This window comes from Streptomyces sp. NPDC051822, assembly GCF_044452745.1.
Taxonomy (GTDB): Bacteria; Actinomycetota; Actinomycetes; order Streptomycetales; family Streptomycetaceae; genus Streptomyces.
Map to the genome: position 1 here is coordinate 338,857 of NZ_JBITBZ010000003.1, position 25,817 is coordinate 364,673.

General features: G+C 70.4%; 16 protein-coding genes. 14 read left to right on the forward strand and 2 right to left on the reverse strand.

Features of this window, described 5'->3' with window-relative positions:
• Positions 1–505: 505 nt before the first annotated feature.
• The 6 genes from ACIA8N_RS12100 (at position 506) to ACIA8N_RS12125 (ending at position 13,996) form a co-directional block, all read left to right on the forward strand.
• Complete coding sequence (locus ACIA8N_RS12100; RefSeq protein ID WP_399416415.1) at positions 506–8,911, forward strand: DNRLRE domain-containing protein; 8,406 nt, start codon at positions 506–508, stop codon at positions 8,909–8,911.
• A gap of 115 nt (positions 8,912–9,026) precedes the next feature.
• Positions 9,027–9,473 (forward strand): hypothetical protein, encoded by a 447-nt coding sequence (locus ACIA8N_RS12105; protein WP_365787801.1) that lies wholly within the window; start codon positions 9,027–9,029, stop codon positions 9,471–9,473.
• 260 nt (positions 9,474–9,733) lie between these two features.
• The gene (locus tag ACIA8N_RS12110; protein WP_365787821.1) at positions 9,734–10,489 is read left to right on the forward strand and encodes a (5-formylfuran-3-yl)methyl phosphate synthase; all 756 of its coding nucleotides are present in this window, start codon (positions 9,734–9,736) and stop codon (positions 10,487–10,489) included.
• An 8-nt stretch (positions 10,490–10,497) separates the two neighbouring features.
• Complete coding sequence (locus tag ACIA8N_RS12115; RefSeq protein WP_365787803.1) at positions 10,498–11,901, forward strand: aldehyde dehydrogenase family protein; 1,404 nt, start codon at positions 10,498–10,500, stop codon at positions 11,899–11,901.
• 2 nt (positions 11,902–11,903) lie between these two features.
• Positions 11,904–13,010 (forward strand): NAD(P)-dependent alcohol dehydrogenase, encoded by a 1,107-nt coding sequence (locus tag ACIA8N_RS12120; RefSeq protein ID WP_365787805.1) that lies wholly within the window; start codon positions 11,904–11,906, stop codon positions 13,008–13,010.
• Between the two features lie 80 nt (positions 13,011–13,090).
• Positions 13,091–13,996, forward strand: a complete 906-nt coding sequence (locus ACIA8N_RS12125) for an SAM-dependent methyltransferase (protein ID WP_365787807.1) — start codon at positions 13,091–13,093, stop codon at positions 13,994–13,996.
• A 13-nt stretch (positions 13,997–14,009) separates the two neighbouring features.
• Here the strand turns inward: ACIA8N_RS12125 and ACIA8N_RS12130 are convergent, their stop codons facing one another.
• On the reverse strand, positions 14,010–14,543 hold the full coding sequence (locus ACIA8N_RS12130) for an EF-hand domain-containing protein (protein WP_365787809.1): 534 nt from the start codon (positions 14,541–14,543) through the stop codon (positions 14,010–14,012).
• 358 nt (positions 14,544–14,901) lie between these two features.
• Here ACIA8N_RS12130 and ACIA8N_RS12135 point away from each other — a divergent pair, with 358 nt between their 5' ends.
• From ACIA8N_RS12135 to ACIA8N_RS12160, 6 genes are all read left to right on the forward strand, one after another.
• Positions 14,902–16,068, forward strand: coding sequence for an ATP-binding protein (locus ACIA8N_RS12135; protein WP_365787811.1), 1,167 nt, complete (start codon positions 14,902–14,904; stop codon positions 16,066–16,068).
• On the forward strand, positions 16,065–16,466 hold the full coding sequence (locus ACIA8N_RS12140) for a roadblock/LC7 domain-containing protein (protein ID WP_365787813.1): 402 nt from the start codon (positions 16,065–16,067) through the stop codon (positions 16,464–16,466). The genes ACIA8N_RS12135 and ACIA8N_RS12140 overlap by 4 nt, the downstream gene beginning before the upstream one ends.
• Positions 16,463–16,840, forward strand: a complete 378-nt coding sequence (locus tag ACIA8N_RS12145) for a DUF742 domain-containing protein (protein WP_030555487.1) — start codon at positions 16,463–16,465, stop codon at positions 16,838–16,840. Before ACIA8N_RS12140 ends, ACIA8N_RS12145 begins: the two co-directional genes overlap by 4 nt.
• Positions 16,815–17,417, forward strand: a complete 603-nt coding sequence (locus ACIA8N_RS12150) for an ATP/GTP-binding protein (RefSeq protein WP_365787815.1) — start codon at positions 16,815–16,817, stop codon at positions 17,415–17,417. Before ACIA8N_RS12145 ends, ACIA8N_RS12150 begins: the two co-directional genes overlap by 26 nt.
• A gap of 6 nt (positions 17,418–17,423) precedes the next feature.
• On the forward strand, positions 17,424–18,782 hold the full coding sequence (locus ACIA8N_RS12155) for a cytochrome P450 (RefSeq protein WP_365787817.1): 1,359 nt from the start codon (positions 17,424–17,426) through the stop codon (positions 18,780–18,782).
• Positions 18,783–19,007: 225 nt separating this feature from the next.
• Entirely contained in the window at positions 19,008–20,135 is a 1,128-nt protein-coding gene (locus ACIA8N_RS12160; protein ID WP_399416208.1) for a tryptophan dimethylallyltransferase family protein, read from the forward strand.
• Positions 20,136–20,251: 116 nt separating this feature from the next.
• Here ACIA8N_RS12160 and ACIA8N_RS12165 read toward each other — a convergent pair whose 3' ends face one another.
• Positions 20,252–21,568 carry an FAD-dependent oxidoreductase gene (locus ACIA8N_RS12165; RefSeq protein WP_365780142.1) on the reverse strand — a complete coding sequence of 439 codons (1,317 nt, stop codon included), beginning with the start codon at positions 21,566–21,568 and terminating at the stop codon, positions 20,252–20,254.
• A gap of 213 nt (positions 21,569–21,781) precedes the next feature.
• Here ACIA8N_RS12165 and ACIA8N_RS12170 point away from each other — a divergent pair, with 213 nt between their 5' ends.
• Positions 21,782–23,488 carry a protein kinase gene (locus ACIA8N_RS12170; RefSeq protein ID WP_365780143.1) on the forward strand — a complete coding sequence of 569 codons (1,707 nt, stop codon included), beginning with the start codon at positions 21,782–21,784 and terminating at the stop codon, positions 23,486–23,488.
• A gap of 417 nt (positions 23,489–23,905) precedes the next feature.
• Entirely contained in the window at positions 23,906–25,813 is a 1,908-nt protein-coding gene (locus ACIA8N_RS12175) for an ATP-binding protein (protein ID WP_365780144.1), read from the forward strand.
• The last annotated feature ends 4 nt before the right edge of the window (positions 25,814–25,817 follow it).

Sequence of the window (25,817 nt, forward strand, 5' to 3'; positions counted from 1 at the left end):
TTGACAGATGATCATCTGAACGATCACTATCCGTGCGCCGTTGCTGTCAGCTCGTACTCACGTGGGTACGGGCCTGTCCGCACGGCACTGTTCCAGGCGCGTCGGAATCCTCCGGCGGGCTCATTCGGCGTGCCGTTTTCCGTGCGGAGGGACCTTTCGCATACGCGGGATCCGGCCTGCCGCACGGAAAGGCATTGAGGTGCAGAGCTCCTACAGGAGGTACGTCTCCTGTCTCGTGGTGTCGGCGGTGGCGGGAACGCTACTGCCGCAGGTCGCGTATGCGGCACCACCCCCCGGGCCGCCCGGTCAGGACGACGGCAAGGGCGTCTTCGAAACGGCTCTGGGCTGGTTCTCGGACGACGACGAACGGCAGGACGCGAAGCCGCCGTCGGACGACAGGCCGGAGATAGCCAGCCGGGAGAAGCTGCCGGCCGGTAAGGCGGCGGCGAAGCCGAAGCGGGTTGCCGAGCTGACGGGGAAGCGTTCGGCGAACGCGCGGTACTGGATGCTGTCCGACGGGCGGGTGCAGGCCGAGGTGTCGGCCGTGCCGACCGGTTACCGGGCGGGGAAGTCCTGGAAGGACATCGACCCGACGGTCGTCACCTCCGATGCCGAGGGTTTCGCGTTCTCCAACACGACGAACGCTGCCCGTAGTTCCTTCGGTGCGGATGCCGGTCGGTTGCTGCGGTTCGAGGCCGGCGGTCACACGGTGACTCTGGGTCTGGTGGGTGCGGGGAAGCTCGCTCCGGTGGCCAAGGGTGACACGGTCACGTACAAGGACGCGGTCCGCGGTGCGGATCTGTCGTATGTGGTCGGGCCTGGGCGTGTGAAGGAGAACATCGTCCTGGACGCGAAGCCGTCCGGTCCGGTGTCCTTTACCTTCACCCTTGATGCCGGTGGGCTGACGCCGAAGGCGAACAAGGACGGTTCCATATCGTTCTTCGGTGAGGGTGCGGATCCGGTCCTTGTGATTCCTGCGGCGTTCATGACGGACGCGAGGAAGGACGCCTCCTTGCCGTTCGGTTCCGGTTACAGCTCGGCCGTGCGGCAGAAGCTGGCGAAGGCCGGTGGGGGCTGGACGCTGACGGTGACTCCGGACGCGAAGTGGCTTGCGGCGCCTGAGCGGCAATATCCGGTCACGATCGATCCGACGATCTCGATCGCTCCGACGCCGTCGACGGCGCAGGACGTGATGATCTCGTCGGACGGTCCGACGACGAATTACAAGGACAACTGGCGTCTGTCGGTCGGTAACACCAGCACGGGTGCTTCGCGTGCGCTGCTGCGGTTCCCTGTGGGCGGTATTCCGGCCGGGACGAAGATCGATTCGGCTGATCTGAAGCTGTACTTCGATCAGTTCCATACGACGGGTGACTCCGAGGTCCAGCTGGAGGCGCACCGTGCCACCAGTGCGTGGACCGAGGAGAGCGCGACGTGGAACAGCGCGAGCACGTTCACCGGTGAGCTGTCGGGTACGTCGGTCGTCGTGGACAACGGTGAGGCCGGGCGTACGGCGGCGGTGGGTGCGTGGCCGGCGTCGGGGAACACGGCGTACACGCAGTACGCGGTGAACCAGACGTACATGTACAACAAGGACGCGGTCGCGGGCGACACGTACTCCTGGCAGCCGAGCCTGCCCGAGGACGGCACGTACCAGGTCGAGACGCATTACATCCCGGCGTCCGACCGTGCGGCGAACGCTCCGTACACCGTGACGTATGACGGTGGGTCGAAGGCGTACACGGTCAACCAGCAGGCCGGTACGGGCGGTGTGTGGAAGACGCTCGGTTCGCATCCGTTCAAGGCGGGCACGCTCGGCAAGGTCGTCCTGGGTGACGGGCCCGTCACGACCGCCACGTCCGTGATCGCGGATGCGGTGCGGTTCACCAAGGGCGGTGTGGTCACCAAGCAGCCCGGCGAGCTGAACGCCTGGCACTCCTTCCCGGTGACCAAGACGGTCCAGCAGTGGATCGACGGCACTTACGCCAACAACGGTTTCGTCATCAAGGCCGGTGACGAGTCCGCGGGCGGCCCCAAGGGCGGACCCCGTTACGAGGGCAGTGAGTTCGGGTACGGCGGCGAGGTCGCCAACTACCCGCGACTTGTTCTGACGTATGGCCGTCAGGGTGTCGAGCTTGCCGCTCCGACCACCATTCATGACACGGGCGCGGAGCTGAACTGGTCCACGTACCAGGACAAGGACCCGGTCGCCACCGGTGACGATCTGGTCGAGTACCAGGTCCACCGCTCCATCAGCCAGACCTTCACCCCGTCGGCCGCGACTCTGGTCGCGCCGGTCGCGCCGGGGACGACGGCGTTCACCGACTCCTCCGCCACGCCGACGAAGGGTGACGACCCCGATCCGTTCGGCCGCGCGTACTACTACATGGTCGCGGTCAAGACGAAGGACGGCCAGGTCGTCGCCGCCCCGACGCAGCTCGTGCGTCTACCGAAGGCCGGCCGTACGACGAAGGTCCTGGACGCGACGCAGGACACCACCCTGTCCTCCGCCCGCACCACCACCACGCACGACACCATCGACGACGGCGGCCCCAAGAACTGGCTGAGCGTCGGCAACAACTCCGCCACCTACGGCGACACCCGCGCGGTCCTGAAGTTCCCCGCCCTCGGCATCCCCACCACCGCCCGGGTCCTGGACGCCAAGGTACGCCTCTGGTCCACCCAGACCGCCCAGGACACCACGGGTGCGGTCTACGAACTCCGGCCGCTGAGCCGTGACTTCGACGAGGCCGCGGCCACGTGGGTGAAGGCCGACGCCACCACCAACTGGACGGCCGCGGGCGGCGACTTCGGTGCTGTCGCGGGCGACACCGGGGCCAAGACCAACGACCCCGCCCGCCACGACTGGAGCGTCACCTCCCTCGCCCAGTCCTGGGTGAGCGCCCCCGCCACCCAGCAGGGCGTGCTCCTCAAGATGGCGGACGAGGCCGCTTCGCAGGAGCGGACGCTGTTCCTGTCCTCCGAGGGCACCGAGCAGCGGCTGCGTCCGCGCATCGTGGTCACGTACATCGATTCGACGACCGAGTCGACGTACTTCGCGCCGCAGACCCCTGCGCGGATGACGCCGAACACCGACTACACGGTCGACTTCACCCTCACCAACACCACCACGGGCGCGTGGAACGCGACGGATCACGTCCTCAGCTACAAGTGGACGCTGCCCGACGGCACGGACGTGACGACCGGGGGCAACCAGGTCCAGACGGCTCTGCCGTCGACCGTCGCGCCCGGTGACAGCGTCGATCTGCGGGCCGTGGTGAAGACCCCGATCAACTCGGACAACGGCAACAAGCGGACCGACTACGTCCTGACCTGGGACGTCTACAACAAGACCACCGGCACCTGGACGTCCGGCACCTCCGGCATCCCCGGCCTGAAGCAGAACGTGGCCGTGGAGGACCCCACCTCCAACCAGCTCGGCCTGGAGAAGTTCTACTCCTACACGGGCAAGAACACCGGCGCCGGTTCCGCCGTCATGAACAACCTGGCCGCCGGTAACGCCGTCTGGCAGTACAACGCCTTCACCAACCCGGGACGCGGTCTCAACACCTTCTTCCGGTTCGCCTACAACTCGCTGGACACGTCCGACACGGTGCTGGGCCACGGCTGGTCCGGTCAGGCGGCCGGACCCATCCGCCTCGGGGCGCCGCTGGAGTTCCACCCGAAGCCGCACCCGACGGAGATCCGCCTCCCGGACGGCGACGGCACCACCCACGTCTTCCGCCAGCAGGCGGACGGCTCCTGGAAGGCCCCCGCGGGCGTCCACTACAAGCTGGCCGCCAAGCCCGGTCTCGACTGCACGCCGCTGAAGGACCCGGTCCCCGACGCCTGGACGATGACCCGGCCCGACGGCACCCGGTTCGTGTTCGGCTGTGACGGCTACATGACGTCGGCGGTCGACCAGAACGGCAACACGCAGACGTACACCTACGTCGAGCGCAAGTCCAACAACAAGCCGACGAAGTTCCTGCGCTACATCACGGACCCCGCCGGCCGTCAGTCGCTCACCGTCGACTACTACAACAAGGGCGACGCCACCTACGAGTACATCAACGACTCGGGCGTCAAGGTCAGCGGTACCAACCTGACCAACTCCAAGATCTACGACCACATCAAGTCCGTCACGGACATCTCCGGGCGGAAGCTCGCCTTCTTCTACACGTCGAAGGGCCTGCTGGGCCAGTTCACCGACGGCGCGGGTTCCGGCCGGCAGAAGGACTTCCGGTTCACCTACGACGCCACGCAGGGCAACAAGAACGTCAAGCTGGTCGCGATCACCGACCCGCGCGGCAACGCCACCGGCATGGCGTACAACGCGCCGCAGACCGGTGACGACCCGAAGTACCACTGGTGGACCAAGACGATCACCGACCGTCTCGACGGCACCACCGGCTTCACGTACGCGGCCGACGCGACGAACCCCGCGTTCACCGCGACCCGGGTCACCGACGCCGAGAACCGGGCCACCGCCCATGTAACGGACGACTTCGGCCGCCCGGTGCAGACCACCAACGCCAAGTCCCAGACGACCAGGATGAGCTGGGACGCGGACAACAACGTCACGTACCTGGAGGAGGCCAACGGCGCCAAGAGCGCCTACTGCTACGACCAGAAGACGGGCTTCCCGCTCTGGCAGCGCAGCGCGGAGAACAACAAGGCGGGCGTCCCGCCGGCGTCCGAGTGCGCTCCCGGCCGGTATCCGGCGAACGCGGCGACGTACACGTACCAGACCCGCGCCGACGGATACGCCGCCGACCTGGTCGCCAAGGCCTCCCCGGAGGGCCGCACGTGGCAGTTCGGCTACGACGGCTTCGGCAACCTCAAGACCGTCACCGACCCCAAGGGCGTCGCCACCGCGACGGCGGGTGACTACACCACGTCGTACGAGTACGACACCCACGGTTTGCTGACCAGGGCGGTCGACGCCAACGGGAACCCGACGTCGAACAGCGACTTCGGGCCGACCGGCTACCCGGCCACGATCACCGACGCCCTGAACAAGTCGACGGCCTTCCTCTACGACGAGCGCGGGCAGGTCACCCAGGTGACCGACGCGCTGGGCAAGAAGACCACGCAGTCGTACGACACGTTCGGCCGCCCGCTGTCCAGGACCGTGCCGAAGGACCAGGCCGCCGGTGACCTGATCACCATCCCGGCGCCGGAGTACGACGCCAACGACAACGTCACGAGGACGAGCTCCCCCGACGGCGCCGTGTCCACCGCGGTGTACGACGACACGGACCAGATCACCTCGGCGACCGCGCCGGCCAACAACCAGACCGCTCCCCGCACGACGTCCTACACGTACGACAAGGTGGGCAATCTCAAGACGCTCACCGAGCCCAAGGGCACGCTGACGACCTCCGTCGCGACCGACTACGTCACGACGAGCCACTACGACGAGATCGACCAGCTCACCTCCGTGGTCAACGCGGAGGGCGCCAAGCTCTCGTACGAGTACGACAACGTCGGCAACGTCACCAAAGTCATCGACCCCAAGAAGAACCAGACCGCCGACACCACCGACTACACGAGCAGGTCGACCTACGACCTCAACCACCGGGTCACCGCCGCCTCGGACGCGGCGGGCAAGACGGCGACGCGGGCCTACGACAAGGACTCGCTGGTCGTCTCGACCACCGACCCCGAGAACAACGTCACCACCATCACCTACGACGAGCGCGGCAAGCAGACCGAGGTGAAGGTCCCGCACACGGGCACCACGTCGATCACGTACCGCACGACGAAGTACGAGTACGACCAGGTCGGCAACGTCACCAAGGTCCTCACTCCCCGGACGACGGCGGCCGGCAGCACGGAGGCCTTCGCCTCGCGCACGACGTACGACGCGCTGAACAGGCCGGTCCGGCAGTACCAGCCGTACGACCCGAACGACGCCCGCTACAACAAGGCGGACGTGTACCGGGAGACCTCGTACGACGCGGTGGGCAGGGTCGCGAAGACCTCGCTGCCGCCGTCGAACGGTGAGACGGTCCGCAACGACACCACCTACGGCTACTTCGACCACGGCCTGGTGAAGTCGGCGACGGACCCCTGGGACATCGTCACCACCTACGACTACGACAAGCTGGGTCAACAGACCGCGCGCACCCTCACCTCGGCGGGCGGTTCCTCGAACCGCACCATGTCGTGGTCGTACTACCCGGACGGCGCGCTGAAGTCCCGCTCGGACGACGGCGTCCCGGTCGGCAGGTCCGTCGTCCTGGCGGACAACTCCGACACCCAGAACACCTCCTCGACCGGCACCTGGACGAAGGGCGACGTCACCGGCCAGCAGGGCTACGACCACTCCCGCCACGCGGCGGGCACGGGTACGGACGCCTTCACCTGGACGCTGAACATTCCGGCGGACGGTACGTACGCCGTGTACGTGCGCTACCCGAAGGTCACGGGCGCGGCGACCACGGCGAAGTACACGCTCACCCACGCGAGCGGCACGTCCGACAAGACGGTCGACCAGGCGTCGAACGCCGGCACCTGGGTCGCGCTGGGCTCCCACGCCTTCCAGCGGGGCAACGCCGGCAAGCTGCGGCTGTTCCAGAACAGCGGCGGGATCGCGGTCGCCGACGGCGTGAAGCTCGTCCGCGACACGACGGGCGAGCCGGCGGACACGGAGAAGAAGACGCTCGTCTACTCCTACGACGTCAACGGCAACATGACCAAGGTGGACGACACGTCGTCCGGAGCGTCGGTCGACGGCTACACCGTCACCTACACCGGCCTCAACCAGATCGAGAAGGTCACCGAGGCGCTGTCCGGCCAGGAGCAGAAGTCGACGTCGTACACGTACGACGCCAACGGCCAGGCGGAGACGGTGGCGCACCCCGCCCAGTTCTCGAAGTACACGTACGACCTGCGTGACCTGGTGAAGACGGTGTCCGTCGGCAAGACGTCCACGGACCCGTCGCCCAAGGTGACGTCGTACACGTACGACGACCGGGGCCTGCCGCTGCGGGAGACGAAGGCCAACGGGAACACCGTCGACCACACGTACTACCTCGACGCGGCGCTGAAGTCGGTCACGGAGAAGAAGGCCAACGGCACGCTGGTCTCCTCTCACGCCTACGCCTACGACCCGAACGGCAGCAAGGCGCAGGACGTCGCGAAGAAGATGAATGCCGACAACCACGCGGCATACCTCGAATCGACCACCGACTACACCTACGACCCGGCCGGACGGCTGGCGAAGTCGGTGAAGACGGGCAACGGCGCCGGCACGGACACCTACGTCCACGACGACAACGCCAACGTCGTCAGCCAGACCGTCGACAACGTCACCAGCACCTACGGGTACGACCGCAACCGTCTGCTGTCCATGGCGACGCCGAACGCCTCCTTCTCGTACAACTACGATCCCTTCGGCCGGCAGGAGTCCGTCACCTCGGACGGACAGGTCATCGAGCGGAGCGTGTACGACGGCTTCGACCGTCTCGTCGAGTCCCAGAAGATGGGCGACACGGGCGCGCTGAAGTCCACCACGTACACGTTCGACCCGCTCGACCGGACCACCTCCAAGACGGCCGACGGCAAGACGACGGACTTCGCCTACCGGGGTCTGTCGTCCGAGGTCCTGGACGAGAAGGTCGCGGACGTCGTGACCAAGTCGTACCAGTACGGCCCCGGGGGCAAGCGCCTGTCGCAGGTCAAGCACAACAGCGACGGCACGACGGAGGACGGCTACTACGGATACAACAGCCACACCGACGTCGAGACCCTGACCGACAGCGGCGGCGACACGAAGGCGACGTACGGATACACCGCGTACGGAAAGGACGACGAGGCCGAGTTCACCGGCATCGACAAGCCGTCCGCGGCCGATCCCACGAAGGAGGCGTACAACGCGTACCGCTACAACTCCAAGCGCTGGGACGCCCAGTCCGGCACGTACGACATGGGATTCCGGAACTACGACCCGGGCCTGAACCGCTTCACCAGCCGGGACATGTACAGCGGCGCCCTCGCCGACATGAACCTCGGCATGGACCCCTTCACCGGCAACCGGTACGCCTTCGCGGGCGGCAACCCGACGAGCTTCGTGGAGATCGACGGGCACGCCCCGTGCGCCGAGGGGATCATGGACGTCTGCGGCGGGGGTGCGACCGGGGCAGGTGCCTGGTGCTCCGTCTGCCTGCAGAACGCCAACCCGGGTATGGACAAGCCCCGGGCGCATATGCCCGCGGTGGAGAACGGTGACCTGAAGAACATCGTCACGGAGCTCTACGCGCGGGACATCGTCGAGGACTCCGACGTCAAGGGCGACGGGCGGACCGCCACGGCACTGATCCACGAATACAACACCGGCAAGCCAGTGGGCAAATGGCACGCGGAGAAGGCCTCCAACAAGCTCAAGGGCCTCGCGGGCCTGCTGGAGCGGGACAGGAAGGCCCGGGTGGGCGGCGGCAACGGCCTGCTCTCGGACTCCGACCTCAAGGTGGCCAAGGCGGAGGCGGCCGACCTGTGGAACGCGCTCAACGCGCGGGACGTCGCGGGTGCGGCGACCGCGCACGTGCAGTCCCACCCGGAGACGCTGAAGGCCATCACGAAGAACCGTGAGGAGATCATCAAGTCCGTCGCCATGGCGGATCTCACGGGCCAGTCCTTCCAGCAGAACCATCCCAAGGCCGCTCCGAGGCCGGTCGGCGAGCCGACGAAGCTGAGCGGCGGGTACAAGGCCTTCGGTGTCGCCGGAGGCGTGGCGAGCGTCGCGCAGACGCCCAGTTACGTGCGCCAGTACGGCTGGAAGCGAGGCGCCTGGGAGTTGTTCAAGGACGTCTTCGACCCCCTCGGCGGGACGGACGACATGGTCGATCCGTTCTATCCTGAGGACACCGGGCCCTGCGGCCCGCGCGGCATCTACTGCCAGGCGTAGACAGGGACGCGGACACATCGAGTGGGGCCCATCACGTATCCGGCGTGGTGGGCCCCGCCCCTTGCGGCCCCGTTCCCCGCGCCATCAGACGATCAGCACCTGTGGAGAGATTCAGTTGGAGAAGATCGAGTTCGCGGACGTCGTGCAGGCGTATCTCCGGACGGTGCCGCACGCCGGCGAGGTGCTGCGGGACGTTCCCGAGCCGCAGCGATCGAGTTTCGAGGCATGGCCCGAGGAGGAGACGGATCTCTTCGACTTCCTCCCCATGGCGTTCATGCGCCCGGTCCTGCTCCCCGCCCTGAGAGAGGAGACGCCCGACCCGGAACTCCTCGGCCACTGCTTCGACTTCGTCGAAGGACTGGCCCGGAACTCGAACGCGTACCTGCAGAACGCGCTGCACTTCGAGGTGTACGAGCAGTTCCTCGAGAGCCGCGAGATCCTGCTGAGGGCGCGGCGGTTCTGCGGTCCGGTCTCGGGCGCGGCCCTGCTCCAGATGCTCAGGGAGAACTACCCGGCGACGCTGGAGAAGCTGACGGGGGAGTCCGAGCCCGACCGACCCTGAGCGAGAGGGCGGTTCGCCCCGGTATGTACGGCGCACGGTGTGGCGGTCCTGAGCGCCCATGGGATCTCCGCGCGCCCTACCGGCGTCCACGGGGGCGGGAAATGATGAGCGCACCGAGCATCTGCACCCCGCGTGCACCACACAAGGCAACGCACCTGCGCCACACAGGCAACGCACCTGCGCCATACCTGCACCGCACATGAACCAGGCGATCCGCATCCCCGTCCCCCGGGCAGGGCACGCGGCGGAAGGAGCTCATGGTGTTGCTTCTCATCTCCCCGGACAGCGTCGAGGAAGCCCGCGACTGCGCGAAGGCGGCGGAGCACCTCGACATCGTCGACGTCAAGAAGCCCGACGAGGGCTCGCTCGGCGCCAACTTCCCCTGGGTGATCAGGGAGATCCGCGACGCCGTACCGGCGGACAAGCCGGTGTCCGCCACCGTGGGTGACGTCCCGTACAAGCCCGGCACGGTGGCCCAGGCCGCGCTCGGCGCGGTCGTCTCCGGCGCCACGTACATCAAGGTCGGCCTCTACGGCTGCACGACGCCCGACCAGGCCATCGAGGTCATGAGCGGAGTCGTCCGCGCGGTGAAGGACCACCGCCCCGACGCGCTCGTCGTCGCCTCCGGTTACGCCGACGCCCACCGCATCGGCTGCGTCAACCCGCTCGCCGTGCCCGACATCGCCGCCCGCTCCGGTGCCGACGCGGCCATGCTGGACACCGCCGTCAAGGACGGGACGCGGCTGTTCGACCACGTTCCTCCGGAGGTCTGCGCCGAGTTCGTGCGGCTGGCCCACGCCTCCGGTCTGCTCGCGGCCCTCGCGGGCAGCGTCACCCAGGCCGACCTCGGTCCGCTGACCCGCATGGGCACGGACATCGTGGGCGTGCGGGGAGCGGTCTGCGAGGGCGGCGACCGCAACGCCGGCCGGATCCAGCCGCACCTGGTGGCCGCCTTCCGGGCGGAGATGGACCGGCAGGCCAGGGAGCACGCCGCCGGCGCCCCCGTCGTGAACTGACCGCCGGCATGCCGACGCCCGAGGCCGACGGCGTCCCCGGACGCCGGTCCTCACGCTTCCCCGTCGTCGACCCGGCCACCGGGGAGACCTTCGACGAGTCCCCCGACCAGCAGCCGGACGAGCTGGACGAGGTGGTCGCCCGCGCCCGGCGGGCCTGGGGCGGCTGGCGCGCCGAGCCGGCCGCCCGCACCAGCGCCCTGCTCGCCGCGGCCGACGCCGTGGACGCGGCCGGCGACGACCTCGCCCGGCTGCTCACCCGCGAACAGGGCAAGCCCCTCGCCGAGTCGTACGCGGAGGTCGCCCGTACGACGGCCCGCCTGCGCTACTTCGCCGAGCTGGCCCCCCGGACCCGCCGGATCGACGACGGCCGGCCCGTGCGCAGCGAGATCCGCTGGCGCTCCCTCGGCCCCGTCGCCGCCATCGTGCCGTGGAACTTCCCCCTCCAGCTCGCGGCGGCGAAGTTCGCCCCCGCGCTCGCGGCGGGCAACACCATGGTCCTGAAACCGTCGCCGTTCACCCCGCTCGCCACCCGGTTGCTCGGCTCCGTCCTCGCCACCGCCCTGCCGGAGGACGTACTGACCGTCGTCACCGGCCGCGAACCCCTCGGTGCCCGGCTCGCGTCGCACCCGGGCATCCGCCACGTCACCTTCACCGGCTCGGTGCCCACCGGGCGGGCCGTCGCCGGAGCGGCGGCGGCCTCGCTCGCCCGGGTCACCCTGGAGCTGGGCGGCAACGACGCCGCCGTCCTCCTCGACGACGTCGACGTGGACGGGATCGCGGACCGGCTCTTCTGGGCGGCCTTCCGCAACTGCGGGCAGGTCTGCATGGCGGTCAAACGCGTCTACGCCCCGGCCCGGCTCCACGCCCAGGTCGTCGAAGCCCTCGCCCAGCGCGCGAAGGCCGTCGCCGTCGGGCCCGGCCTCGACCCCGGAACCCGCCTTGGGCCGGTCAACAACGCCCCCCAGCTGGCCAGGGTCGAACAGATCACGGAGCAGGCCCTGGCGGCCGGCGCCCGGGCGGCGTCCGGCGGCCACCGGCTGGACGGGCCCGGATACTTCTTCGCCCCCACGATCCTCACCGACGTCCCGCCCGGCAGCCCTGTGGTGACCGGGGAACAGTTCGGACCGGTGCTGCCGGTGCTGCCGTACCGCGGCCTCGACGAGGCCGTCGACGCGGCCAACGGGACCGGCTTCGGCCTCGGCGGCTCCGTGTGGGGCACCGATCTCGACCGGGCGGAGGAGGTGGCCGACCGGCTGGAATGCGGAACGGCCTGGATCAACCACCACGCCGAACTCTCCCTCCACCAGCCCTTCGCAGGCGTCAAGGACAGCGGGGTCGGTGTCGCGGGCGGACCGTGGGGGCTCTACGGCAACCTCCGGCCGTTCGTCGTCCACCGCCCGGAGGAGGAGTGACGATGAGGTTCCAGGCGGCCGTACTGCGCTCGTACGACAGTCCGTTCGCGGTCGAGGAGGTGGCCCTGCGGACGGAACCCACCGACGGCGAGATCCTGGTCGAGATAGCGGGCGCGGGCATGTGCCGGACCGATCTCGCGGTCCGGCGCTCCGCCGGCCGCAGCCCGCTGCCGGCCGTCCTCGGTCACGAGGGCGCCGGGGTCGTGGTGCGGACGGGCGGCGGCCCCGACGCCGCGATCGACGTGGGTGACCACGTCGTGCTGAGCTTCGACTCCTGCGGGCACTGCCGGAACTGCCTCGGCGCGGCCCCCGCCTACTGCGACTCCTTCGCCTCCCTCAACCTCTTCGGAGGACGCGAGGAGGAGGAGCCGCGGCTCACCGACGCGGCGGGGAAGGCGCTGGCCCCCCGGTGGTTCGGCCAGTCCTCGTTCGCCGAGTACGCGCTCGTCCCGGCCCGTAACGCCGTCCGGGTCGACCCGGCACTTCCGCTCGACCTGCTCGGGCCCCTCGGCTGCGGCTTCCTCACCGGCGCCGGAGCCGTGCTGAACACCTTCGGAGCGGGCCCCGGCGACACCCTGGCGGTCCTCGGCGCCGGAGCCGTGGGCCTGGCCGCGGTGATGGCGGCCACCGCCGCCGGCGTCCTGACCGTGGCCGTCGACCGGCATCCCCAGCGGCTCGCCCTGGCCGAACGGTTCGGCGCGATCCCGCTGCCCGCAGGAACGGCCGGGCTGCCCGAACGGATCCGACGGCTGACGGACGGCGGCGCGCAGTACGCCCTGGACACCACGGCCTCGGCCCCGCTCATCAACGACGCGCTCCTGGCGCTGCGCCCCACCGGCAGCCTCGGCCTGGTGGCCCGCCTCCACACCGCGCTGTCGTTCGAACCCGGCACGCTCGACCGGGGCCGCAGCATCCGCCACATCTGCGAGGGGGACGCCGTACCGGGGCTCCTGATACCCCGGCTGACCCGGCTGTGGCAGGCCGGCCGCTTCCCCTTCGACCAGCTGATCCGCACCTACCCGCTGGCCGACATCAACGAGGCCGAACGCGACTGCGGCGCCGGCCGCGTGGTCAAGCCCGTCCTGCTGCCGGAGAGGAAGAGCCGATGAGCGAGGCGCGCGACAGCACCGGACCACCCCGTCCGACCAGCGGACACCCCGACATTCTCACTCCCGCCCACGGAGGACACATGGCCGGCACGGCGCCTGAGCAGACGGACGTGGAAGGTGTGGACGGAGGCGTGGGACTCACCGCCCTCCTGGTCGCCGCCGCACGGGCGATCGAGACCCACCGCCACGACAGCCTCGCCCAGGACCTCTACGCGGAACACTTCGTGCGCGCCGCCCCGGCGTGCGCGGGCTGGCCGGTACGCATCGAGCAGGTCCCGGAGGGCGACGGCAACCCGCTGTGGGGCAGGTTCGCCCGCTACTTCGGCCTGCGGACCAGGGTCCTCGACGACTTCCTCCTCCGGGCGGTGCGTACGGACGCCCGGCAGGTGGTCCTCCTCGGCGCGGGCCTGGACACGCGCGCGTTCCGGCTGGACTGGCCGTCCGACCTGGTGGTCTTCGAGATCGACAGGGCGGGCGTGCTGGCCTTCAAACAGCGGGTGCTCACCGGTCTGCCGGCCGCCCCGAAGGTGAAGCGCGTCCCCGTGCCGGTCGACCTGCGCGCGGACTGGGTCACCGCGCTGACCACCGCCGGCTTCGACCCGGCCGTGCCCAGCGTCTGGCTGGCCGAGGGGCTCCTCTTCTACCTGCCGGGCGCCGCCGAGACGTACCTCGTCGACACGGTGGACCGACTGACGACCGGAGGCAGCGCGCTGGCCTTCGAGGCCAAGCTGGAGAAGGACCTGCTGGCGTACCGTGACAGCCCGCTCTACACGGCGACGCGCGAGCAGATCGGCATCGACCTGCTCGACCTCTTCGACCTGGGCCCACGACCCGACTCCGCCGGCGCCCTGGCGGCCAGGGGTTGGTCCACCTCGATGCGTACGCCCTTCGACTTCAGCCGCCTGCACCGACGCGGCCCCCTCCCCGAGCCGAACGACGCGCTGGAGGGGAACCGGTGGGTGTTCGCGCACAAGCCGCGGCCGTGACGGCCGCGGCGCGTCAGACGGCCCGGGCGGTCACCAGCCGGTCGCCCGGGATCCCGGCCATGTCCGGCGCGTAGTAGTCCTGGATGCCGGTGGCCCACGTGGTGACGAGGATGCGGTCCTCGGCGTCCGGTTCGAAGGCGTCGAAGAGCGCGTGGATGTTCTCCACCTCGAAGCCGATCGCCGTCATCAGCGACACGAAGAGCGGGCGCTCGATCAGACCGTCCCCGTCGGGGTCGCCGAGTGCGGCGAGCGCCTCGGCGAACTGGGTGATCGTGGGGCCGAAGCGCTCGGGGTCGAGCACGAACGGACGGAACTCGTCGAGGGTGATCACGCCGTCGCCGTCGGTGTCCAGTTCCATGGCCAGCGTCGTCCACCAGCGGCGGAACGCGGCCCGGATGGCGGCCTTGGCACCGTCGTCCGACGCGACGGCCGCCTCCAGAACACGGCCCGTCATGAGGTCGAAGTCATCGGAGTCGATGACTCCGTTGCCGTTGGCGTCGAAGAGGGAGAAGACCAGCTCGACCCGCTTGGCGGCCTCGGTTCGCATGTCTGTCACCTGTCGTTCACGGCCCGGTGGTCCCGGGCCTGGCTGAATGAGTGCCCCTGCCTAACGGTGCGGGGAGGCAGGCGTGACGGTGAGGCGGTTCCCGTCAACCGGAAGGAGTAAGTCCGCCTCGCTGTGGTGCTCAGGCGTCCGACTGGACTGGTCCGCGCGTCTATTGACGGGCAATCACTTAATCGCACAGTGATACGATCTGCGCGCAAGCGGGGCGGGCGGATGAGCGCAGGACGACACCTCGGACTTCAGGGGTGTCCCGGGCACGCGTCCCGATGCGGGCGATCCGCCGGTGCACCCAATTGACGGGAATTCAGCAACTGACCGTCGGTCGCCTGAAGAGAGTCTTATGACGGAATACATACAGAACCCGGTGCTCTGGGCTCTGTCGCTTCTCGTTCTCGCCGCCATCGCCGTCATCGTCCGCCAGCGCAAGGCGGCCCAGGCGTTGAAGCGGCAGATCGGTGGGCTCCGGAGCCATTACTCCGACCTGGAGAACCACTACACACAGTCCGTCGAGACGGCGCAGGAACAGGCCGAAGAGGCGACGAAGACCGTCCTGAAGTCCGCGATGCGGACGCTTCAGGGCCTCGCCGCCGAACAGCAGCTGGTCGTCTCCCGGCTGCAGAGCAAGTACGGCGAGTCCGCCATGCTCCAGGACCTGCTCGAGATCGACCACACCAACTCCCAGTTCGGCCGGCGCGCGCAGTCCATCGCCGTGCTCTGCGACGGCTGGCTCGGCCGACACCGCGACGCGGCGTCCGTGTACGACGTGGTCCGCAGCGCCCAGGGCCGGATCCGCCACTTCGGTCGCGTGGAGATCCTCTCCCGCGTCGACTTCGGCATCACCAGCCGCGCCGTGGAACCCGTGGCACTGGCGCTCGCCGAGCTCCTCGACAACGCCACCAGCTACTCCAGCCCGGACACCGTCGTCGAGATCAACACCCGCACCGTGCCCAAGGGTGTGTGCATCGTCGTCGACGACGCGGGTGTCGGCATGAGCGACGAGGAGCGGACCCGCGCCGAGGGCCTGCTCGCCAGCAACCGCGTCACCGGCGTCTCCGGACTCGGCAACCCGCCGCAGTTCGGCTTCGCCGTGATCGGCGTACTGTGCGAGCGCTTCGGCTTCGAGGTGTCCGTGGACTCCTCCTCCCCCTACGGCGGCGTCCGCGCGGTCGTCCTGCTGCCGCACGAGCTGCTCACCAGCGTGCCGGTGCAGAAGCCGGCGGCGCCGCCGGTGACCACTCCCGCCGTACCGCACCCGGCCGGGCCCGAAGCCGTGCCCGTGCCCGCCTCGACCAGCGACGGCCTGCCGAAGCGGCGCCGCAAGCGGCCGATGGCCATCGTTCCCAGCGATACGCCCGCACAGGCTCCGAGCCGCTCCGACGCCGAAGCGGCGGCGATCATGGGTGCCTTCCAGCGAGGCACGCAGTCCGGCCGCGCCTCCTACCCGGAGGCACCGGACCGGACGAGCAGCACATCTCGTGCAAGCAGCGAAGGACATGAGGTCTCGTGAACGACGATCTGTCATGGATGCTCGACAGCGCCCTGGAGATTCCCGGGGCGCTGCACGCGGTCCTGATATCCGCCGACGGCCTTCTGATGGCCCGGTCGAACGACTACGACAAGGACAACGCCGACCGCGTCGCGGCCGCGATGAGCGGCGTGCAGTCGCTGAGCCGCTCCCTCGCCTTCTTCTGCGAGGACCCGCGCGCGCAGTGGCGGCAGACCCTGGTCGAGTTCGACGGTGGCTGGGTCTTCCTGATCTCCGCCGGTGAGGGCGCCTACCTCGGCGTCTCCGCCTCCCCGGACGTGGACATGGCGGACATCACCTTCCGGATGCAGCAGCTCGTCGGCCAGCTCGGCAAGGTGCTCATGACGCCGCCGCGCGAGAACCTCGGCACGCGCTCATGACGGGACGCGAGGACTGGGAGCCGGAGGCCGCCGAGCTGGTCCGGCCGTACGTCATCACCAAGGGACGCGGCCTGCCCGACGAGGAGCAGCTCTCCCTGATCACGCTGGTGACGGTGGCGCCGGAGGAGGGCCAGCGGCCCACCCGGCTCTCCCCCGAGGAGCAGCGGCTCCTCGACATCTGCGCCGCCGGCTACCTGTCGGTCGCCGAGATCGCGGGCCACACCCGGCTGCCGCTCGGCGTGGTGAAGATCCTCCTCGCCGCCCTCGCCGAGGGCGGCTACCTCGTCACCCGTTCGCCGGTGCGCCGGGCCGTCCTCGCCGACCGGGAAATCCTGGAGGAGGTGCTGAATGGTCTCCGCTCCAAGTTTGGGTGAGCAGGACTACGTACGCGGTGGGGCTTCGCAGATCCCGGTGAAGATCCTCGTCGTCGGGCACTTCGCGGTGGGCAAGACCACGTTCATCGGCTCGATCTCCGAGATCGAGCCGCTGACCACCGAGGAGCGGATGACGCAGGCCGCCGAGCACGTCGACGACCTCAAGGGCGTCCGCAGCAAGACCACCACCACGGTGGCCATGGACTTCGGCCGGCTGACCATCAGCGACCGCATCGTGCTGTACCTGTTCGGCACCCCCGGCCAGCAGCGGTTCGTGCAGATGTGGCAGGACCTCGCGCGCGGGGCCCTCGGCGCGCTGGTCCTCGTCGACCCCGAGCGGCTCGCGGACTCCTTCGGGGTCATCGACCTGATCGAGCAGTACGGCCTCGAATACGCCATCGCCGTCAACCACTTCGACGGCTCGCCCCTGCGGGACGAGGCGGCGCTGCGCGAGGCGCTGGACCTGCTCGACGACACCCCCGTCGTCACCTGCGACGCGCGCGACGAGAAGTCGTCCGCCGCCGCACTGACCACCCTGGTCCGCTTCTTGCTGGACCGCGCCCGACAGGAGCAGTAAGCCGACATGGACACCCAGACCCCCGCCCCGGTGCCCCCGCCCGGCTGCCCCGCCCACGCCTCGGGCGCCCGCGTCCCGCTGCACGGACCGGAGTTCGCCGCGGACCCCCAGGCGTACTACAGCTACCTGCGCCACTTCGGGCCCACCGCGCCCGTGGAGCTCGCCCCCGGCGTGGAGGCCACCCTCGTCACCGACTACGCGACGGCCCTCCACCTGCTCCAGGACTCCGCGTCCTTCCGCAAGGACGCGCGCCTGTGGCGGGACTTCAACGAGGGCCGGGTCCCTCGGGACAGCCCCGTCGTACCCCTCCTCGCATACCGCCAGAACTGCATGTTCAGTGACGGCGGTGAACACCTGCGGCTGCGCCAGGCGATCACGGACAGCATGGCCCGGGTCGACTCGCACCGGCTGGCCCGGAGCACCGAGCGGATCTCGGAGTACCTGATCTCCCAGTTCGGCTCCCGCGGCTCGGCCGACCTGCTCGGCGACTACGCCAAGCAGCTCCCGCTGTTCGTCTTCAACGAACTCTTCGGCTGCCCGGCCGGCGTCGGCGACCGGGTGCTGTTCGGCATCACCGGGATGTTCGACGGCGTGAACGCCGAGAAGGCGACCGCCGTACTGTTCGGCGCCGTGCAGGAACTGGTCACGCTCAAGCGGAGCCGGCCGGGCGACGACGTCACCTCGTGGTTGATGCAGCATCACGCCAACCTCAGCGACCAGGAGATGGTCGACCAGCTCTCCCTGCTCCTCGGGGCGGGCGCGGAACCCCTGCGCAACCTCCTCGGCAACACCCTGCACCGGCTGCTCACCGACGACCGCTACGCCGACGGCGGCGGACTCATCGGGGAGGCGCTCGACGACACGCTGTGGGGCAACCCGCCGATGTCGAACTACGCGCCCCACTACGCGGCGTCGGACATGGAGTTCGCGGGCGAGAAGGTGCGGGCGGGGGACCTGATGCTGGTGAGCTTCGCCGCCGCCAACTCGGGCCTCGCGCTCACGGCCGCCCGTACGGCCGGCAACAACCGGTCCCACCTGGCGTGGAGCGCCGGACCGCACGGCTGCCCGTCCAAGGAGCCGGCCCGGCACATCACCGTCACGGCCATCGAGCACCTGCTCAACCGGCTGCCGGACGTCGAACTCGCCGTTCCCGAAGACAGTCTGAGCTGGCGTCCGGGTCCCTTCAACCGGGCCCTGGCCGCGCTGCCCGCCAAGTTCACCCCCGTACCCTCCTCGGTACGCGGCGAGGCGAGGACCGGCCCGGCCGGCCCGGCGTCCGGCGCGTTCGCCGACCAGGCGGACGGGGACGGCAAGGGCGAACGGAAGGGCCGATGGAGCCAGTTCCTGTCCTGGCTCACCAACTGATCCACAAAACCTCCATCGCCTCCTTCTCCTCTGCATACCTGTTCGATCACGCGGGTAGTGATCTCCGCGGTATCAGTGTTGCGTAAGAGGCAGAGGAGCTGTCGTGGACCACATATCCACCGACACCGCTTGGTCAGAGCCACCATCCGGCGTCGACGCGCACCGGGATACCCGCCCTTGCCGGCGGGTATCTTCATGCGCACCCCGATTTCTGGCGGGGAGCCGGTGACCGGCTTGCTGCCCGACATCACCCCGGATCCGCCGGCCGGCACGCTCGGCGCCTTCACCCGCGCTCAGCTGGTACGCCTCTGCGAGGTCGTGGGGCTTTCTCCGGCCGACACGGAGGCGTACGCGCGGACGCTGGTGGAGGCGCTCGGCCCGGCCGCCGAGCGGTCGTTGACCCTGCCGCCCCCGACGCGGACCTTCCTGTCCGACGACCACACCCCCGTCGAGTACTCGCTCTCCTTCAGCCCCGGCCGGGCCCCGGTGCTGCGCGTGCTCGTGGAACCGGGCTGCGGCGCGGACACCCGGGTGGAGAACGGCCGGATCGGTCTGGACGTCGTCCGGGCGATGGCCCGGCGCTGGGACTTCTCCACCGAGCGGCTCGACGAGATCGAGGACCTGTTCTTCCCGGCCCGGCCGAAAGGTCCGCTGGCCCTCTGGATCGCGCTGGAGCTGGTGCCCGGCGGCGTGCCCAAGGTCAAGGTGTACCTGAATCCGGCCGCGTCAGGGGCGAAACGTTCCGCCAAGACCGTGAGGAAGGCCCTGCGCCGACTCGGTCACAAGCGGGCGTACGCGGCGCTGCCCAAGGCCGACGGCCACCCCTTCCTCGCCCTGGACCTGGGCCGGTGGGAGACGCCGCGGGTGAAGGTCTACGCCCGGCACCTCGACCTGTCGGCCGCCGAGGCGGGCGGCCTGTCCCGTACGGGCTCCGGCCCGGGGCCTGCGGAGATCCAGGAGTTCTTCCGGGCCACCGCCGCCACCGACGACCTCGACCGGCGGCCGGGCCTGTCCTGCCACTCCTTCACCGAGACGGAGACCGGCCGCCCCAGCGGCTTCACCGTCCACATCCCGGTGCGCGACTACGCCCGCGACGACGGTGAGGTCCTCGAACGGGCGGTGGACGTCCTGCGGACCCACGGCATGGACCCCGCCCCGCTGGTCGGCTCGCTGTCCGCGCTCACCACGCGGCGGCCCGAGGACGGGGTGGGCCTCATCGCCTACCTCGCGCTCGCCCACCAGCAGGGCCATCCGCCCCGGGTGACCGCGTACCTCTCGTCGGAGGCCTACGCCGTCCGGCCGCCTGCGGAGCAGGGGCGCCGCGCGGCGGCGGAGGTCGGGGCGGAGCGCTGACGCCACCCCGACGGTGAAGCCCTGATGGTGAAGCCCCCGGCGGACATCCGCCGGGGGCTTCACCATCAGGGCTTCACCGTCGGGGCCGCCGGGCCGGGAGTCCGGTGCCGCGCCCCTCAGACGCTCTGGAGCCCGCGCATCTCCTGGAGGTAGGGACCGACGTCGACCTGGATGGAGGTGCCGCCCTCCGCCGTCCCGTAACGCGCGGAGATGCCGCCCAGGTACGTGTCGATCTCCTCGCGCATCGCGTCCGCGTCCGGCAGGGCGACCTCGCCGCCGATGATGCGCGCGACCCAGTGCGTCTGGCCCTCCACGAGCCGGGTGATCGCGCCCATCGGGCGGACCAGGCCGACGAAGTACAGCCCCGGCCGGCCGGGAGCGACGACCCGCCGGTACAGCTCGACCGACCCGCCGGGTCCGACCGGGCATCCCTGGGGCAGGAACGGGAAGTCCATGCGGTAGCCGGTGCAGTAGACGATCGCGTCGGCCTCCTCGGAGGTCCCGTCGGTGAAGACCACCCGCCTGCCGTCGAGGTGGTCGATCGCCGGCCTGGGCGTCACCGCGCCGTGCCGTATGCGGCTGAGGATCTCGTCCGAGATGGTCACGGGGGAGGAGAAGAGCGGGTGGTCCGGCTCGGGCAGGCCGTAGTCGGACAGCTTGCCCCGCGCGACCCGCAGGGCGTTCTCGGCGAACTCGACCTGCTCGGGCAGGGACATGGCGGTGAACCACGGCACCTCGGCCATCTCGTCGACCGACATGCCGTAGAGCTGCTTGGGGACGATATGGAGCCCCCGGCGCACCGAGAGCACGGTGCGCGCGGCATGCCGGGAGAGGTCCGTGGAGATGTCCACCGCCGACGCTCCGAGGCCCACGACGACGACGCGCTGCCCGGCGAAGTCGGAGCCCTTCTGGTAGTCGACGGCATGCAGGATCCTGCCGCCGAACCCGTCCGCACCGGCCGGCGCGGGCTTCGGCAGCGTCGGCACCGTGTTGTGCCCCGAGGCGACGACGACATGGGCGAACCGCCGCGACCGCAGGGCCCCGTCCGCCCCCCGGCTGACGACCGTCCAGGACGCGTCGTCGCCCTCCTCGCCCGCCGGCTCCCGCACCGACACGACCTCGACGCCGAACTCGACGCGGTCCAGCACCCCCGCCCATTCGGCGAAGGAGCGCAGATAGGCCGCGACCTCGCTGTGCCGCGGGTAGAGGGGGTACGCGTCGGGCATCGGGAACTCGGTGTACCCCGTCAGCTGCTTCGCGGTGTTGAGGTGCAGCGACTGATATCCGGGCCCCGGCTCACCGGCCCCCGGCTGCCGCCAGATCCCGCCGACGTCGGCCGCCCGCTCAAGGCAGACGAAGTCGATCCCCCTGGCCGCCAGAGCGTGTGCGGCCGCCAGTCCCGACAGCCCCGCACCGATCACGCACACACTCAAGGTTTCTCCCACGGAACAGACACTCTTCACTCGAACGATCATTCACTGCCCACGTGCCCTGCGCCTCACACGCGCAACACGGCGAGGAACCTGTCACGCCTGTCACACCCGCCACACTGGTCACGCCGTCGCGTACGGCGGCAGGCTACCGGGTCGCACGAACGACCGACCTCGCCGCGTATGCTGACGCCACGTCAATCGCTGGGGGGCGGTATGCGACGGGGTGAGGTCCTGGCGGGTCGGTACCGCCTGGAGGAACGGATCGGCGCCGGGGGATTCGGAGTGGTCTGGCGGGCGTACGACCCGCAGGTCCAGCGCGACGTCGCCGTGAAGCTGGGCGTGCCGCGGTCGTCCGCCGAGGGCCTGCGGATGGTCCGGGAGGCCAGGCTCAACGGCAACCTCCCGCATCCGAACATCGCGACGGTGTACGACTTCGGCGAGACGGACCGCGACGGGGAGCGCACGCTCTACCTGGTCATGGAGCTGATCGAAGGAGCGCCGCTGTCCGGCGTCCTCGAGCAGGGGCCGCCGCCGCTGGACACCGCGCTGGCGTGGGCCGCGCAGGTCTGCGACGCACTGGCCACCGCGCACGACGCGGGGGTGATCCACCGGGACATCAAGCCGGCGAACGTGATGATCACGCCGTCCGACGTCGCCAAGGTCCTCGACTTCGGCATCGCCCGCGAGCAGGTCGAGCAGCCCGGTGCGCCGCGGTTGACCAGCGAGCACACGATCATCGGCTCGCTGCACTACATGGCGCCCGAGCGCTGGACCGACAAGGGGGTCGACGGACGGGCCGACCTGTACGCGCTGGGCTGCATGCTCCTTGAACTGTGCACGGGGCACCTGCCCTTCCCGGGGGAGGAGTGGCAGGAGCTGTGCGTACGGCACACCACGGCCGAACCGCCGGTCCCGAGCGCGCTCAGGCCCGGGCTTCCGGCGGCACTGGACACGCTGGTCGCGGAGCTGCTGGCCAAGGCCCCCGCGGACCGGCCGGACCACGCGCGGGAGGTCGCCCGCCGGCTGCGGTCTATCCGCGCCACGGCGGCGGCCGCGACGGTGACCGGCACGGCCGCGTCGGACGCGGTCGCTCCGACTCCGCCCCGGCGAAGACGCAGGACCCTCGTGTCCGGTGCGGTGGCGGCGCTCGCCGTGCCCGTGATCGCCGTCTCGGTCTGGCAGCTGGCGCCGTTCGCCGGGGCCGGTGCGGGCCATGCGGCCAGGACGCCGGACAGCGCCACGACCGGCACGAACGCGCCATCCTCCGTCGCACCGCCCCCGGCCGGACCGTCCTCCGCCGCGCCGTCCTCCACCGGGCCCGGCGTCACCGCCTCGCCGTCGGCGAGCGCGAGCACCGGCGCACCGCCGGCGCCCTCGGAGCGGCCGGCCACCTCGGCGCCGCGACCGAAGCCCACGCCCACGCCCACGCCGGAGCCCGTGCCCACTCCGACTCGGACGGCGGCACCCCAGCCGCCTCCGCTGCCGACCGGATGGATCCGGCTCACGAACGCGGCGAGCCGCATGTGCCTGGCCGTGCCCGACGGCAGCACGCAGGCGGCCGAGGGCCTTGTCCAGGCCCGGTGCAACGGCGGACCCGAGCAGTTCTGGGAGCTCACGAAGGAGAGCGGCGGCAGCGGGACGGTCTACTCGCTCCGCAACGGCGCCAGCGGTCAGTGCATGTCCGTCGACGCGGCCCGCAAGCAGGAGGGCGCGCTGGTCACCCAGTACCTGTGCGGGAACGAGAACGGACTCTTCGCCGACCAGTTCTGGACGTTCCGCTACGACGGTTCCCACCGCGCCTGGCAGTTGGTCAGCCGCAACAGCGCCAAGTGCGTAGCGGTGCGTGAGGGCGGCGGCGACATGGAACAGGCACTGCAGCTCGCCTGCGGAAGCGCCGGATGGGGGCTGTGGCGTACCTGACCGGCTCTCTCACCGACGGTCACGAGGAGCCCGCGAGGCATCGTGGAAGCCGTGGCGTCATGAGCGGGCCGCGCGATCGGCACCCCTCCGGGGGATTCCGGTCGGGGACCGTTTCTCTGGAGGACGGAGGCGTGGAGACGCCTCCGCCTTCTTCCGTTCCGGAGGTCCGAGTACCCTCCCACGTCCTGACATCGGGTTTCGGCCAAAGCCTCTCGGCCTGCCGTACGAGGGCAATACCAGACCGGGCCGATCTCCGGGTAAGTTTGCCAACTGCGCGCCGCACATGAACGGTTGACGACTACAGTGTGTGGTTGCTGATCATCGGTAGGCTCATCGCACCCTCATCGCACCCTCGTCGTCCACACCCCCCGAACGCACCGCAGTACGCCGATTCCTGGGCACGTACCAAGGACACTCATGTCTCAACTTCGCGCACCCGCCTCGCGGCCAGATCGACGCGAGGGCGGGCGGCACGGCCGGTCAGGCACCCGCTCCGCTCCCGGCGGCGGAACCAAACCCCCGGCGCAGTCCTCCGCGCAGCACACGACGGAAGCCCGCATACGCCCCCAACTCCTGCGCACCTCCGTGCTCCCCGCCGTCGCGGTGGCACTGGGCGGGGCCGCGGCCGTCCTCTTCACCATCCGCTCCACCGGCGCCACCCCCACCCCCGGCCTCTGGGCCGCGCTCACCGGCGCCGCGGCCCTGACCGTCGCCTCGGTGACGGCCGCGACGCTCGGCGCGGACCGGGCCGCGAAGGCGGTGCTCGACCGCTGCAACGCCCTGCGCCGCACCAGCGCCCGCGGCCAGAGCGAACTGCGTACGGTCGTCGAACAGTTGCGCAGGGGAGAGGGGCTGCCGCCCCGCCCCGCGCTGCCGGCCGGCGCCGCCTCCGGCGACGAGTTCGACCTGCTCTCCCACGAGCTGACGCGCTCGCACGAGGCCGCCGTCGCGGCCGTCGTGCAGGCCTCCCGGCTCTCCAGCAGCGTCGGCAACGAACAGAAGGTCGAGGTCTTCGTCAACCTCGCCCGGCGCCTGCAGTCCCTCGTCCACCGCGAGATCCAGCTCCTCGACGAGCTGGAGAACGAGGTCGAGGACCCGGAGCTGCTCAAGGGCCTGTTCCACGTCGACCACCTGGCCACCCGCATCCGCCGGCACGCCGAGAACCTCGCCGTGCTCGGCGGCGCCATCTCCCGCCGCCAGTGGTCCAACCCGGTCACCATGACGGAGGTGCTGCGCTCCTCCATCGCCGAGGTCGAGCAGTACCCGCGCGTGAAACTCGTACCGCCGATCGACGGTACGCTCCGGGGTCATGCCGTGGCCGACGTCATCCACCTCCTCGCCGAACTCGTCGAGAACGCGACGCTGTTCTCCGCGCCGCACACCACGGTGCTGCTCCGCGCGCAGTACGTCACGGCAGGCCTCGCCATCGAGGTCGAGGACCGCGGTCTCGGCATGCCCGTCACCGAGCAGAACAAGATGAACGCCCTGCTCGCCGACCCCGACCAGGTCAACGTCGCGCACCTGCTCCAGGACGGCCGCATCGGCCTCTTCGTCGTCTCGGCGCTCGCCCGACGGCACGGCATCGCCGTACGACTGCAGTCGAACATCTACGGCGGAGTCCAGGCCGTCCTCGTGCTCCCGCAGGGCCTCCTGGGCGCCGACCCCGAGGGTCTCGCCCAGCACGAGCGCCAGGCCGCCGCGACCGCGGGTTCCGCCGCGGTACCGCCGAACCAGGTACAGATGCAGCCCCAGCAGACCGGGCAGCCGCAGCACCACACGCCGCCGCAGCCCGCACCCGCGGTCACCGCCCCCGTCACCGCCCCGGCCCCCATGCCGGCCCCCACGACGGCACCCGCCCACCCCCAGCCGCCCGTGCCCGCCGCCATGAGCGCGGTCGCCCCCGCGTTCGTACCGCAGCCCGCGCCCTCCCCGGAGCGGGCCGCCGTCCGTCACGAGGAGACCCCCGCCTCCGGCCCGTACGCCCCTCCCCGTACGAGCGAGCGGTCGGACGGGTACGCGGACTCCGGTCGCACCCCCGCGATACCGGCCCGGTCGGCCGGCGCCGAACACACGGGCCCGCCGGCCTCCCTCATGACGCCGCTCCCCCCGGCGCCCGAGGCCAACGGCAGGCCCCTGCTTCCCAAACGGCGCGCCCAGGAGCACCTCGTCCCGCAGCTGCGCGACGAGCCCGCGGCCCGCAGGCCCGAGGAGCACACCCTGCACGACCCCGGCTTGATGGCCGCCTTCCAGCGCGGCATCGGTCTCGCCGAGTCCCAGCCCGCCCCCCATGAATCGCTGCGTCCAGGCGACGCGCACAAGGAGTAGATGC